11 protein-coding genes and 1 pseudogene are annotated in these 13300 nt (G+C 67.6%); 7 read left to right on the plus strand and 5 right to left on the minus strand.

Annotated features, from left to right (window positions below):
- Positions 1 to 535: 535 nt before the first annotated feature.
- Complete coding sequence (locus tag U9978_RS06760) at positions 536 to 1861, plus strand: cytochrome P450 (protein ID WP_322760190.1); 1326 nt, start codon at positions 536 to 538, stop codon at positions 1859 to 1861.
- A gap of 33 nt (positions 1862 to 1894) precedes the next feature.
- On the opposite strand, the gene U9978_RS06765 is transcribed toward U9978_RS06760, so the two are convergent.
- Positions 1895 to 3439: an FAD-dependent oxidoreductase gene (locus tag U9978_RS06765; protein WP_322760191.1), complete on the minus strand. Its 1545-nt coding sequence runs from the start codon at positions 3437 to 3439 to the stop codon at positions 1895 to 1897.
- Between the two features lie 391 nt (positions 3440 to 3830).
- Between U9978_RS06765 and U9978_RS06770 the strand changes: the two genes are divergently transcribed.
- Positions 3831 to 5090 (plus strand): cytochrome P450, encoded by a 1260-nt coding sequence (locus U9978_RS06770; protein WP_322760192.1) that lies wholly within the window; start codon positions 3831 to 3833, stop codon positions 5088 to 5090.
- A 118-nt stretch (positions 5091 to 5208) separates the two neighbouring features.
- Here the strand turns inward: U9978_RS06770 and U9978_RS06775 are convergent, their stop codons facing one another.
- Positions 5209 to 5508, minus strand: a complete 300-nt coding sequence (locus U9978_RS06775; protein WP_322760193.1) for a HEAT repeat domain-containing protein — start codon at positions 5506 to 5508, stop codon at positions 5209 to 5211.
- Between the two features lie 778 nt (positions 5509 to 6286).
- On the minus strand, positions 6287 to 6877 hold the full coding sequence (locus U9978_RS06780; RefSeq protein ID WP_322760194.1) for a YceI family protein: 591 nt from the start codon (positions 6875 to 6877) through the stop codon (positions 6287 to 6289).
- Positions 6878 to 7267: 390 nt separating this feature from the next.
- Between U9978_RS06780 and U9978_RS06785 the strand changes: the two genes are divergently transcribed.
- Positions 7268 to 8104 (plus strand): SDR family oxidoreductase, encoded by an 837-nt coding sequence (locus tag U9978_RS06785; protein ID WP_322760195.1) that lies wholly within the window; start codon positions 7268 to 7270, stop codon positions 8102 to 8104.
- Between the two features lie 29 nt (positions 8105 to 8133).
- Here U9978_RS06785 and U9978_RS06790 read toward each other — a convergent pair whose 3' ends face one another.
- Positions 8134 to 8592, minus strand: a complete 459-nt coding sequence (locus U9978_RS06790; protein WP_322760275.1) for a PGPGW domain-containing protein — start codon at positions 8590 to 8592, stop codon at positions 8134 to 8136.
- Between the two features lie 224 nt (positions 8593 to 8816).
- Here U9978_RS06790 and U9978_RS06795 point away from each other — a divergent pair.
- The 4 genes and pseudogenes from U9978_RS06795 to fabI form a co-directional block, all read left to right on the plus strand.
- Positions 8817 to 9014 (plus strand): annotated as a pseudogene (locus U9978_RS06795) (potassium transporter TrkA); the annotation flags it as partial.
- Between the two features lie 34 nt (positions 9015 to 9048).
- Complete coding sequence (locus U9978_RS06800) at positions 9049 to 10257, plus strand: cation:proton antiporter (protein ID WP_322760196.1); 1209 nt, start codon at positions 9049 to 9051, stop codon at positions 10255 to 10257.
- A 112-nt stretch (positions 10258 to 10369) separates the two neighbouring features.
- On the plus strand, positions 10370 to 11605 hold the full coding sequence (gene nhaA / locus U9978_RS06805) for a Na+/H+ antiporter NhaA (protein WP_322760197.1): 1236 nt from the start codon (positions 10370 to 10372) through the stop codon (positions 11603 to 11605).
- A 55-nt stretch (positions 11606 to 11660) separates the two neighbouring features.
- Complete coding sequence (gene fabI / locus U9978_RS06810; RefSeq protein WP_416210872.1) at positions 11661 to 12434, plus strand: enoyl-ACP reductase FabI; 774 nt, start codon at positions 11661 to 11663, stop codon at positions 12432 to 12434.
- Positions 12435 to 12535: 101 nt separating this feature from the next.
- Here the strand turns inward: fabI and U9978_RS06815 are convergent, their stop codons facing one another.
- The gene (locus U9978_RS06815; protein ID WP_322760199.1) at positions 12536 to 13294 is read right to left on the minus strand and encodes an SDR family NAD(P)-dependent oxidoreductase; all 759 of its coding nucleotides are present in this window, start codon (positions 13292 to 13294) and stop codon (positions 12536 to 12538) included.
- Positions 13295 to 13300: the final 6 nt, after the last annotated feature.

The following is a 13300-nucleotide window of genomic DNA, read 5'->3' on the forward strand; positions in this document are numbered from 1 at the left end:
GAACACAGCGGTCGGGCGTGCGGCGGTTGGGAGGGTGAGCGTGGGGGGTGTAACGGTAATGGTGGGGCTGTCATGGACACCGTCCGGGCAGGATCAGGGTCGGGGTCAAAACCGGGCAATCGTGACGTGACGTCCGAGTGTAGCGCGTAACGTCATCGCCTCGCCACTCACCGACAGGCCGCGCTGGCGGGATCGACGGGTTGCCGGGCTGCCGGGCTGCCGGGTCGCCTGTTGATGATTTTTCGAGGTTTGTGCGCCGAAAGTGGCCTTGTTGATCGCACAAAGCTCGAAAGATCGCCGCTCGAAAGATCGTTTCTGGTCGCCATCAACCGGCGGCGGGAGGGTCTGGCCGGCGGTCAGGGCCTGCTGTGCGAATCTTGCCGTCCCGCATTCAGCGGCGATTCATCCGAGAGCAACATCGCCCGGCGAGTGTTTGTCTGACAGCCAGGCGCCCATCGCACGTCTGAATTGCGATGATATAGCTGATATGCGGTGATTCGGATGAACTGCGACGACACGGCGCTGGTGTCCGGTGGTGGCTGGCACGGGCCTGGCCGGCCTGCGCCGTCACATACCGGATGATCGTGCGAAGGAAGGGCTGGTCGTGAACTCTGCTTCGATATCGAGTGTGGTTGCTCCCGCCATACCGCCGGCTTTCGGCGCGTTCGACCCGGCACCGGCACGGCGCGCCGATCCTTACCCGAGCTACCGCGCCCTGCGCGAGGCCGATCCGTTCTACCGCCTGCCGTTGGGTGCGCAGCAGGTCACGATCCTCACGCGCTATCAGGACTGTGTGGCCGTTCTCCAGGGCGCGGCGTGGGGCCGCAGCGAAGAAGGAACCAATGCGTGGCGCCCGAGTGACGCGCTCGACGGCGGGCTCCGCTCGTTTCTGCGGATGAATCCGCCCAATCACACCCGGCTGCGCGGACTGGTCAGCAAGGCTTTCACCCCCCGGGTCATCTCCGGTCTACGGCCCCGGATCACCGCCCTCGTCGATTCCCTGGTCGATGCCGCGCAGGTCGCGGGCGAGGTGGATCTGATCGACGCGCTCGCCCGCCCGCTCCCGCTGCGGCTCATCTGCGAGCTGCTGGGTGTGCCTGCGCGGGACGAGGAGACGTTCCGGGGCTGGGCGGCCGCGCTGACCCGTGGGCTTGATCCAGACTACCTGCTCACACCCGCCGAACTGGCCCTGCGCGTCGACGCCACCCGGGAGTTCGACGCGTACTTCACGGATCTGATCACGGACCGGCGGAGCCGGCCCACGGATGATCTGCTCAGCAGCCTTGTGGCGGTGCGCGAACAGGGTGACCGGCTGACCGAAGCCGAACTGCTGGAACTCTGTGCGCTACTGCTGGTCGCCGGGTACGAGACCACGGTCAATCTGATCGGCAACGCGGTGCTGGCACTGGTGCGTAATCCCGACCAGCTCGCGACCGTGCGCGCTGATCTCGATCTGGTACCCGCGGTCATCGACGAGACGCTGCGCTACGACCCACCCATACAGTTCATCGGACGCCTTGCGCTGGCCGATACCGAGGTGTCTGGGCATACCTTCACATCAGGCGACGTCGTCGTCACCCTGCTGGCCGCCGCCCAACGCGACCCGGACGCCTTCGGGGATCCCGACCGGTTCGACGTCACCCGTTACAGCGGGCCGGCCCCGGCCCTTCGGCACCTCGGTTTCGGCCTGGGCATCCACTACTGTCTCGGCGCGCCGCTCGCCCGCCTCGAGACGGAGATCGCCCTGCGGGCGCTCATCCGCCGCGCTCCGCATCTCGCTCTGAGCACAGACCAGCTCGCCTACCGGGCACACCTGGTCGTGCGTGGCCTGCAGAGCCTTCCCGTCCGGCTGGCGCCCTGACGGCGACCAACCCCTGACGGCGACCAACCGCGGTCAAGCCCGGGTGGCGGGTGGCAGCTGCCCGGGTAGGGCCGGACGTGCCCGACCGGACCGGACGACTCCCGCCACCACGGCGGGCCGCAGCAGCGCGGTGGGAGTGTCCACGAGGTTCAGCACGTTCATCAGCGCGCCGGCCACCGTGGCATCGTGATGTGCGGCGATCTGCACCCGCTCGCCGTATGCCCCGACCAGCCGACTGCGTAGGCCGCGTCGCCCCTGCACGCCGGGATAGCGAAGGTCGGCGCCGGTTGCCATCTCCCATGCGGCGTCCACGAGGCGGCCGGCCTGCCGGTAGAAGCGCGCCGGCAGATCCGGGCCACCGGCATCCAGACAGGTCCGCAGGGCCAGCGCCTGCTGGGCCGCCACCGTCATCCCCTGGGCGTAGAGCGGATTGAAGCTGCAGATCGCGTCGCCGATGGCGACGAACCCGACGGGCGGGTTCGTCAGGCGTTCGTAGCGTCGGCGCAGCGAACCGGAGAAGCGGTGGGGGATTGGGTCACTGAGCGCTTCCGCCGAAGCGACCAGGTCGTGGATGTCGGGAACGGGCAGCGTCCGGGCGAACGCCTCGAAACCGTCGGGATCCGTCGGCGGATGGTCGCCGAGCATCCCGGCAAGCGTTATCTGCCAACGCTCACCCTCGAGCGCTACGGCTCCGCCGCCACGGAACCCGGGCATCGTCGAAATGATGATCGAGCGGTGACCGTCGGCGTCGTCGGGCTTACGACGGTAGAACCGCGACGCATAGCCGAGGTCCACGTCGACCCGCTGCTCCGACGGCCGGGGCAGCCCGAGGGCGGCGAGCCAGTCCGGGCCGCGCGAACCGCGTCCGGTCGCGTCGACGACGAGGTCCGCACCGACGAACTCCGCATCGACGAACTCCGTCCGCTCGCCGGCCACCGGGCCCGGCCCGTGTCCCGGTCCGGGGCCATCGGCAACGGTTCGGGCCGATCGCAGGACCCGCACGCCGATGATGTGCCCGGGAGCGCCGGGAGCTGCGACAAGCTCGGTCGCGGCTGCCCGCTGGACGAACTCCACCCCCGCCGTCCCATGCAGATTCCTGCGGATGACGGCCTCCAGCAGCGGTCTGCTGGCGAGTATCGAGATCAGCCCGGTCTCGGTCGGGTGGACCCGCAGCCCCCGCAGATACCAGCGGGAACCCACCAGCGTCTCGATCGTGGGAGCGCCCCTCGCGCCGAGTTCGGCGGTCAGGCCGGGAAACAGTTCCTCCATGATCTGTCGGCCGCGGTCGAGGAGGCCGTGCAGGTGGCGACCCTGGGGCACGCCGCGACGCGGGTCTGCCTCTGTATTTGTGTCGGCCTCGGGGTCGGCAAGGACGTCCCGCTCGAACACGGTGACCCGGTCGAAGGTTGCCGCGAGCACCCGGGCGGCGAGCAGCCCGGCGATGCCGGCGCCCAGGACGACCGCGTGGCCACGGCCGGCGGCGGTCGGGGGAACCAGCGCGGGCTGGCCCCGGAATGGATCATCAGCGTCGGACGTGAATTCCTGGTTCGGCTTCCGGACCGTTCTGCCGTGCGCCATCACGCCTCCGTCGCCGTCCTGTGTTCGCTGCCTGTCATGTGGTTCGTGACCGGCATGGTCCGATCGTCTCGGATCTTATTCTCGTTTGTTTGGCCGGCTTTTTAATTATTGAGTCATCCGATAGATCCATTCATGGACACAATGATGGGACGGGATGGGATGGAAGGTGGCCTGGACGGTCGGACGAAAACCTGTTGGAATTTCGCCCCGGTGCGTAAATGAACCGTTCACCGTGGCGCCAGCCGGCTCTGCTGGTATGTCTTTTTACCGGACGATCTGGCACGTTCGGCGATTTCGGTTCCTGACGTGGGTGTCAGCGTATCCGCCGGTGCGCTCGACACTGACGACCGGTGACCGGAGAAGCGCCGAAGAATCGTGAGAGGGAGCCGAAATGGACGTGGCAACCACCCCGGCAACCACCCCGGCAACCACGCGGACCGACGTGGTCGTACCGCCCCTGTTGGGCGAGCTGTTCGATCCGGCGAACCGCGCCGATCCGTACTCCCGATACGAGGAGCTACGAGCCGCCGGACCGCTCCACATGTCCGCCATCGGGTTGCACCTGGCAACCCGCTACACGGACTGCGTCAAGATCCTGCAGAGTGCGGACTGGGGGCACGACAAGGAGGCCGAGCAGCTGCACCCCACCATCCCGGCGGCGGCCTTCCCCGACACGTTCCTGTGGATGGAACCACCCGACCACACCCGGCTACGCGGCCTGGTCACCAAGGGATTCACCGCGCGGCGGGTGGCCGAGCTCCGGCCGCGCATCACCGAACTGGTCGACAGCCTTTTCGACGCCGCACTGGACGCCGGCGAGTTCGACCTGATCGAGATGATGGCCTACCCGCTGCCGCTCACCATGATCTGCGAGATTCTGGGCGTGCCCGCCGAAGATCATCCACTCGTGCAGAAGTGGTCGCAGGCGCTCTCGCGCGCGTTCGATCCCGACGTCTACATGACCGCCGAGGCGCTGGCCGCCCGCAACGCGGCGCTGCCCGAGTTCGCCGGATACTTCCGTCAACTTGTTGACGACCGGCGGCACCGGCCCGGCGACGACCTGATCAGTTCGCTGGCCGCGGTGGAGGACCAGGGCGACAGGCTCACCGCGGAGGAAGTCCTCGGCACCTGCATCACCCTGATCATCGCGGGTCACGAGACGACCGTGAACCTTGTCGGCAACGGTGCCCTTGCCCTGCTGCGCAACCCCGACCAGCTCGACCTGCTGGGCAAGAGGCCGGAGCTGATCCCCAGGGCCGTCGACGAGCTGCTCCGTTACGACTCGCCCATCCACATGAACACCCGTGCCGCCAAGCGGGAGCTCGTGATCGGCGGCCGGACCTTCGCTCCCGGGGAAGGCGTGGTCGCTCTGATCGCCTGCGCGAACCGCGACTCGGACGCCTACGACGAACCGGATCAGCTTGACATCACCCGGTTCTACGGCGAACGCCCGGTCTCGCGTCACCTGTCCTTCAGCCTCGGCCACCACTACTGCCTGGGCGCGCCACTCGCTCTCCTGGAGATGGAAATCTTCCTCGACGCGCTGGTGACTCGGGTCAGATCCGCCGAGCTGCTCAGCGCCTACCCCCCGTACAAGCCGAACATCCTCATCCGCGGTCTGGCGGGTCTGCCCGTCCGATTCCAGGCCTGAGCCCGGCGTGCCGGAGACCTCGGGGGCGGGTCACGGTCACCGGCCTCGAGGTCTCCCTTTGATCATATACAACCCCGGCATGGCAGCCGGCCCCGCGCAGCCTAGTGATCGAAGATCGCTAGGGCAGTGCGTCTGCCGCCGCGTCGCGCACGGTGGGGTCGTCGTCGTTGTCGACCCGGTCCGACAGCAGGAGCGCGGTGGCGGGGTCATCCGGCCAGTGGGTTGCGATCGCTTCGACAGCCATCCGGCGTACGTCGCGGTGACGGTCGTGGACTGCCCGGTCATGCAGCCAGGGCAGCGTGGTCGGATGGTCCCGCCAACCCTCCGCGGTCGCGTGCAGCGCTGCTCGCCGGACTTTTAGATCATAGTCGGCGACGGCCCGCTCACTGAGCACGGCGAGGAGAGCCGGCGGAAACAATCCGGATGACTCGATGTGGTACCCGATCTGGTGGGCGGCCGGCAAGAAAGCCGGGCGGGTTCAAACGGTCATGGCGTCAATGATGCACTGACGGATAGCGGCACCTCATTGTTCCTTCAGAACATCCAATAGCCGTAGGTCATGCCCGGCCCGTCGTGTCCTGGGTGGCGGGTCGGGCATGCCCCTGCGCCAGAACCGAAGCAACAGGCGCTGTGCGCGGACATACAGGGTGGGTGGATAATCGGCTGTATGCATTCGAGGACATACAAACTACACGTTGACTATCGACAGTACGCTCTCCGTGACGGCAGTATATTGCCACCAATTCCCGATGCCCATAATAAGATTATCAGGGGTAACACGCTTGTAACTGGAGGGGATGGATACGTCTTTTTTTTGGCTGGAACGTACATTGGTAATATCTGCGTGATGATTAGCTTGTGTGAAAACGAGCCACTACTCTCCCTCGATGATTGGGAAGCCATCGTAGAGGTGAGTTACCACAGCCCAGAAGGAAAGACGTACCTGTGTGATGGAGAATTTTCACCACGACAAGATGTCGGGAATATAGCGCATGCTGGGCCAGGTTGGTACAGGATTCGGATCCAGACACGCGGCCGAGCGGAGGGCCGTAGGCTTGATGTACCCAAGGAGCCCGTCGAAGAACATGTCATCAGTGTCTGGCCGTCGAGGCATCAGGAGTCGGACCAGGTTTACAAAATGGACGACGTATTTCGTCCTCACAAGTAGTAACCGGTCGGGTCCGCTAGGAAGATTTTTATTCTCTGGAAATACGATCATTTGAGGGCTTGGTGGTTTCCAGGACGGCCTCGACGTCGACGGTGACGTCGATCATGTCGCTGACGACGACACCGCCACGGTCGACCAGGTCGTTCCAGCTCACGCCGAAGTCGTGCCGGTTGATGCGGGTCGCGGCGACGAAACCCGCACGTCGCCGTGGCCCGAGGTTCTGACCGTTCTCCCACCAGGGCGTATCCCACTGGCCCAGATATGTCACGGCCAGAGTCACCGGGCGGGTGGTCCCACGGATGGTCAGCTCCCCGGTGACGTCGAACTCCGTCGCGCTCACCTGGGCCACCCGCGTTCCCGTGAACGTCCAGGTCGGATGGTGCTCCACGTCGAAGAAATCGGCACTGCGCAGGTGGGCGTCCCGGTTGGGTTCGCCGGTGTACACCCCGGTCGCGTCCAGCGTCGCCTCGATGCGTGCGTTCTCGGGTTTGTCCGGGTCAACGTCGATGGACCCGTGAATGTTCTTGATCTGCCCTCGCACGTAGGTGACCATCATGTGCCTGGCCTTGAACTGCGCGCCGGTGTGACCGGGCTCGAAGAACCAGCTCGTCGCCGCCACTGTTTGTTCCTTTCATCGGAGATGTCGGCCACACGACCGGCACGGCTGCCAGGAGTCGCCCCGGTCACCCCGGTCACCCCGGTCACGTCGACCATGTCGCGTTGGCGTCCTACCCACGGCGGGCGGTGACGGCACCATCGCCAGACGTGCGGTTTCCGGTGGACGAGTCGTGTCGGCCGACCGTCGGCGGGTGGCGCGGCGTCCATGTGCCGTGAGGTTGCTTATCGGCCGGTATCCTCAACTGTCGGTGGATTGGTGAACTGCCGGTGGATCGTCGACTAGATCGACGGCGTCGCCTGCTGTATGTGCGTCGTCTGATGTATGTGTGCACAGCCGACAGGTTCGGCTTTCGCGGTAGACGGAGGTATCGATCATGATCGGATCGGTCACGTGAATGATCTTGTCGGGCAAACGTTCCTGGTGACCGGCGGTAACACCGGGATTGGCCTGGCCACGGCCCGTGATCTTGCTCTGCGTGGCGGGCGGCTGTACATCGCCTGCCGATCGGAGGCCAAGGGACGAGCCGCCGTCGACGACATCGTGCGGACGACCGGGAACGCGGCCGTCGCCTTCCTTTCCCTGGACCTCGCCGATCTGGCGTCCGTGCGTCGGTGTGCCGAGGAGTTCCTCGCTCTGGGTCAGCCGCTGCACGGGCTCATCAACAACGCTGGTGTCGCCGGGCATCAGGGCATTACCCGGGACGGCTTCGAGCTGGCCTTCGGGGTGAACCACCTCGGCCATTTCCTGCTCACCACCGCCGTGCTCGACTGTCTGGTCGCCAGTGCTCCGGCTCGCGTTGTCACCGTCTCCAGCGACGGGCATTACCGGGCCAAGGGAATCGACTTCACAATGCTACGCAAACCCACGCACAGCATCACCGGATTTCCCGAATATGCGGTGTCCAAGTTGTGCAACGTGCTGTTCACCCAGGAGCTCGGCCGTCGGTTGGCCGATCGTGACATCACGACATACGCCGTGAACCCTGGTGCGGTGGCGTCCGACATCTGGCGGCGGGTGCCCTGGCCGATCCGGCCGCTCATCAAACTGCCGATGCGCTCCACCGAGGACGGCGCTCGCACATCGGTCTACTGCGCCACATCCCCGGAGCTGGCGGGCGTGACCGGCCGTTTCTACGACAACTGTCGCGAACGGCAACCGAGCCGGGTCGTCAGCGAGGAGCTCGCCCGGCTGCTGTGGGAACACAGCGAAACCTGGACGGCGGCCTGATCTGGGCAGCGGCATTACTCCGCGTACGACTACCGGCGCGCAGCGGCGTCAGCCGGGGGTCGGCCGGGGGTCGGCCGGCCGGCATTGCGGGCCTGCCTGGCCTGCCACAGACTGACCAGCATCGTGGCGAGAATCACCAGGCCGCCGAAGATGAGGCTGCCGCCCGTCCAGGGTGAGGAGAAAGGTAGCGTTTTCACCGCGATCCACGTGATTCCGGCGCCAACCATGCCAAGCCCGAACGCGATCGTGAAAACGGATGACCACACCGCCGCCGCTGCCTGGTCGGCAAGGTCCGCGGCCTTCTGCCGCGCCTGTTCGAACCGGCGGCGGGCCCATGCGTACTCCAGACTCAGGATGAAGAACCCCAGCGCGATGATGAGGAATCCCGGTCCGGGCAGGGCGAGCAGCGCAACCCCCACCCCGAGCACAGCCACTCCGACCGTGGTCACCACGATCCGGCGGACCAGGCGGGCACCCCTGTTGAGCAATTCGGCACCGCCTTCCCGCGGATCGTCACGCGGGACCGGTTGACCAGACGCCGCCGTGTCCGCTGCGTGTCCATCGGCCAACTGCCACCTGCGGTGGGACATTGTTGCCACAGTACCCAGCGTCGCCACGGTACCCAGCGAACGGAACGTGCGATCGTTGACCGTGACCGAGGACGCCCCGGGCCGGGCGCGGCGGTGGGGCTGGCAGCGAACATCGAGGAGCGGTGAACATCGAGGAGACGTCGCTGCCGGGTATCGGGATGCGGCACGACTTCCAGACCCGTGGCGGCCGCCGCGTCGGCGTGGTCTCGCACCATGGCGGCCGGCAGGAGCTGGTGATCTATGACGCGGACGACCCGGACACCTGCCGCGAGGCGATCATGCTGACCGCGGAGGAGAGCGGCGTGCTGGCCGAGCTGCTCCGCGGCGGCTGAGATCCCGGGTACCGCGGCTGCGATGGACACCGCCACGACGCTCCTCGAGCTCGGGGCGGTCCTATTCACCCTCGGTGTGCTCGGGCACATCGCCAACATCATTGGGATCTCTCCGATCCCGTTCTTCCTCCTGGGTGGGCTTGCCTTCGGACGTGGTGGACTGCTCGCGCTGCACGCCAGCGAGGAGTTCATCGAGCTCGGCGCCGAGATCGGGGTCGTCCTCCTGCTGTTGACCCTCGGCCTGGAGTACACGGCGCGGGAGCTGCTCGCCGGCCTGCGTCAACACGCCCCCGCGGGCGCGGTCGACCTGACGCTCAACGCAGTGCCTGGAGTGGCCGCCGCCTTCCTGCTCGGCTGGGGCCCGCTGGCCGCGCTGGTCCTCGGCGGGGTCACCGCCGTCTCATCGTCCGGGATCATCGCGAAAGTCCTTGCTGACCTGGGACGGGTCGGTAACCGCGAGACACCCGTGGTGCTGTCGGTGCTCGTCCTGGAGGACCTGGCGATGGCGGTGTACCTGCCCGTTCTCACCGCGGTGTTGGCCCATCAGACACTCGTCCGGGGCGGGCTCACCCTCGCTGTCGCCCTCGGCGCACTGGTTGCCGTGTTCGTGCTCGCGCTGGGCTTCGGCGACACGGTCAGCCGCATCGTCTACGACCCCAGGACCGACCGTAACAACGAGGTCCTGCTGCTACGGGTGCTGGGGCTCGCCCTGCTGGTGGCCGGGGCCGCCCAGAAGCTCCAGGTGTCCGCGGCGGTCGGCGCGTTCCTGGTCGGCATAGCCGTGTCCGGGCCGGTGGCCGAGGGTGCGCGGGAGGTACTCAGCCCCCTGCGGGACCTGTTCGCCGCGGTCTTCTTCGTCTTCTTCGGGCTGGAGACCTCCCCGGCCGAGCTTCCCCCGGTGCTCCTCGCCGCGTCCCTGCTGGCGGTCGCCGGGGTCGGGACAAAGATCCTCACCGGATGGTGGGCGGCGCGCCGCGCCGGGATCGGGCCGATGGGACGGTTGCGGGCCGGGACTGCGCTGGTGGCGCGGGGCGAGTTCTCGATCGTCATAGCGGGTCTGGCGATCAGCGCCGGGATCGAGCCGCGACTTGGTCCGTTCGCGGCCTGCTATGTACTGATCATGGCGATCGTGGGCCCGCTGGCCGCGCGGGTGGTCGAGCCGGTCACCCGCGCGGTGGTGCGCCGTTCACGGCCGCGCGTCGTGGCGGAACCTCGTGGGCGCCGCAGCTGACTGGCAGAAAATGCGCGGTCAACCGTGTCACAATGACTCCCAGCTCAGCTACCTACAGGTGTGCCGGGAAGTCTGGTCGGCGGCCGATGCCGACGTTCCCGGAAGGACACCCGTGGCACGTACGCGAGTGACCACACATTCCCGCTTCCCACAGGTTCTGTCGAGCCGTGAGGAGTTCGCCGAGTTCCTCCGCCAGGAGACCACCGGTGGCTTCCTGCTGCTGGGAGCCACCCTGATCGCCCTGGTGTGGGCGAACGTGGCCGGCGGCACGTACCGGGAGGTCTGGGATGCCCAGCTGGGCTTCGGCCCGTCCTGGTTGCATCTGAACCATCTGAGCGCCGGGGCGTGGGTGGCCGACGGCCTGCTCGCGGTGTTCTTCTTCGTCGCGGGCCTTGAGCTCAAACGGGAACTCGTCGTCGGGGAGCTCTCCGATGCCCGCGCCGCTGTGCTGCCGGTGGTCGCGGCGCTCGGCGGGATGGTCGTCCCGGCTCTGGTGTTCCTGGCGGTCGCCCGGGGTGCGCCGGGGGCGTCGAACGGCTGGGCGATCCCGGTGGCCACCGACATCGCCTTCGCACTCGGTGTGCTGGCCCTGGTCGGGACGAATCTGCCCACCTCGATGCGGGTGCTGTTGCTGAGCCTGGCGGTCGTCGACGACATCGGCGCCATCATCCTGATAGCCGTCCTGTTCACCAGCGGGCTCGAACCGGTCTGGCTGGGCGCGGCCGTGCTCCTGCTGGGCGGCTATGCGTTCGCCCAGCGGCGGCGGTGGACCTCGCCGCTGCTCTACGTCCCATTGGCCCTGGGTGTGTGGATATGCGTACACGCCTCCGGAATACACGCGACCGTCGCCGGTATCGCCCTGGCGCTGCTCACCCGGGTGCGCGCCGACCCCGGCGAGGACATCCCACCCGCCGTGCGCGTTGAGCACAGACTGCATCCGCTCTCGGCCGGACTGGTCGTGCCGCTGTTCGCGCTCGCCGAGGCCGGGGTGCCGATCACGGTGACGGCGCTGCGTGCCGTGTTCGAGGACCCCGTCTCCCAGGGAATCATCGCCGGGCTCGTCGTCGGCAAGGTGATCGGTGTTCTCGGCGGTGCGTGGCTCGCGGTGCGGGTCGGCCCGGCGCGGCTGCCCGCCGGGCTCGGCTGGCGCGGGGTGACCCCGATCGCCGTGCTGGCCGGTATCGGGTTCACCGTCAGTCTGCTGATGTCACGGCTTGCCCTCGACGACTTCGGCGCCCAGCAGCGGGCCGCCACCGCGGTGCTCGTCGCGTCCGTGGCGGCCAGCGTCCTCGCAACGATCATCATGAGGCTTGTCGGTCGTGGGAGAGCCACGGTTCGCGGCGGGTGAATTTGTCGGTGCGGCGTCTCGCCAGCACCTGGTGATGTTTGGCAGGATGCCGGCTGTGAGTGGACTCCTTGCAGGCAAGCGCATCCTCGTCACCGGCGTCCTGACCGACGCATCCATCGCGTTCGGCGTCGCCCGGATCGCTCAGGAACAGGGCGCGACGGTGGTGCTGACCGGATTTGGCCGCGGGCTGTCGCTGACCCGCCGGATCGCCAAGCGGCTCCCCGACGAGGCTCCCGTCATCGAGTTGGACGTGACCGACGAAGAGCACCTGAGCGCGTTGTCCGACCGGATCCTTGAGCACACCGACGGGTTGGACGGTGTCCTGCACGCGATCGGTTTCGCGCCCGAATCCGTGCTGGGCGGCAAGCCGTTCGTGGAGGCACCGTGGGCCGAGGTCGCCACCGCGGTGCAGGTCTCGACCTGGTCGTTGGCCGCGCTGTGCCGGGCGACCCTGCCGTTGTTCGGCGAGCGGGTCTCGGTCGTCGGGCTGGACTTCGACGCGGCGGTGGCATGGCCGTCCTATGACTGGATGGGTGTGGCCAAGGCCGGCCTGGAGTCCGCGACCCGCTATCTCGCCCGTGATCTCGGACCTCGGGGCGTCCGGGTCAACCTGGTTGCGGCGGGGCCGCTGCGCACGATGGCAGCCAAGAGCATCCCCGGCTTCGAGCGGTTCGAGGCTGTCTGGGACGAACGTGCGCCGCTCGGCTGGAACATCCATGACACCGGCCCCGCGGCCCAGGCCTGCGTGGCGCTGCTGTCGGACTGGTTCCCCGCCACCACCGGAGAGATCATTCATGTGGACGGCGGTGTGCACGCGATCGGCACGTGATCCGTCCGTGATCCATCCGTGATCCGTACGTGCGGCATCGCGGTGGTCGTCCGCCGGGAACCGGCTGGCGGACGACCCGGCTGGCGGACGACCCGGCTCGGTCAGCGCAGGAACGCCTGGCCGCCGTCGAGCGCGATCGTCGTACCGGTCATGTAGCTGGCGGCGTCGCTGCACAGAAATGCGACCACGTCGCCGATGTCGTGGCGCGGGTCGCCCAACCGGCCCAGCGGGATGTTGCTCAGACTCCGGGCGTACTCCTCGGGTTGCGCCTGCGCCCACGCATCCGCGGCGGGGCTGGTGGACGCTGGCAGCACGGTGAGAACCCGGATTCCGTCCTTGCCCCACTCCGCGGCCGCCACCCGGCTAAGCGTCTGGGTCGCGGCCTTGACCGACGCGTAGACACCCCGGCCGACCGGCATCGGATTCACCGAGGTCGAGCTGCCCAGGTTGATCACAACGCCGCCGTCGCGCAGATACGGATAGGACGCGCGCATCAGTCGGAAGGCGGCGAGTGTCCCGGATTCCCAGCATGCCTGGAGAGCGGACTCCTCGACGTCGAGGATGGAGCCGAGTGCGGTCTGCTGGGCGTTGTTGACGAGAATATCCAGACCGCCGAGCCCGTCGACCGTCGCGGTCACGCTCCTGGCGATGTCCTCGGGCCGGGTCACGTCGGCGGAAATGGTCAGCGCCTGGCCGCCGAGTTCACCGATTTCCTTGGCGACCTCGATCAGTTTCGACTCGGTCCGCCCGACGAGGGCGACAGCGCCGCCCTGCGCGGCGATGGCCAGGGCGATGCCACGGCCGACCCCCTGCCCGGCGCCGGTGATCAGGGCCTTGCGGCCGACGAGCGTCTCCGCCATCGCCGT

This window comes from Protofrankia sp. Cr2, assembly GCF_963555885.1.
Lineage (GTDB): Bacteria > Actinomycetota > Actinomycetes > Frankiales > Frankiaceae > Protofrankia.

Coding starts and splice junctions, on each gene's coding strand:
- U9978_RS06765 (WP_322760191.1), bottom strand. CDS start 3,439: ATGGCGCACGGCAGAACGGTCCGGAAGCCGAACCAGGAATTCACGTCC.
- U9978_RS06770 (WP_322760192.1), top strand. CDS start 3,831: ATGGACGTGGCAACCACCCCGGCAACCACCCCGGCAACCACGCGGACC.
- U9978_RS06800 (WP_322760196.1), top strand. CDS start 9,049: ATGGACACCGCCACGACGCTCCTCGAGCTCGGGGCGGTCCTATTCACC.
- U9978_RS06815 (WP_322760199.1), bottom strand. CDS start 13,294: ATGGCGGAGACGCTCGTCGGCCGCAAGGCCCTGATCACCGGCGCCGGG.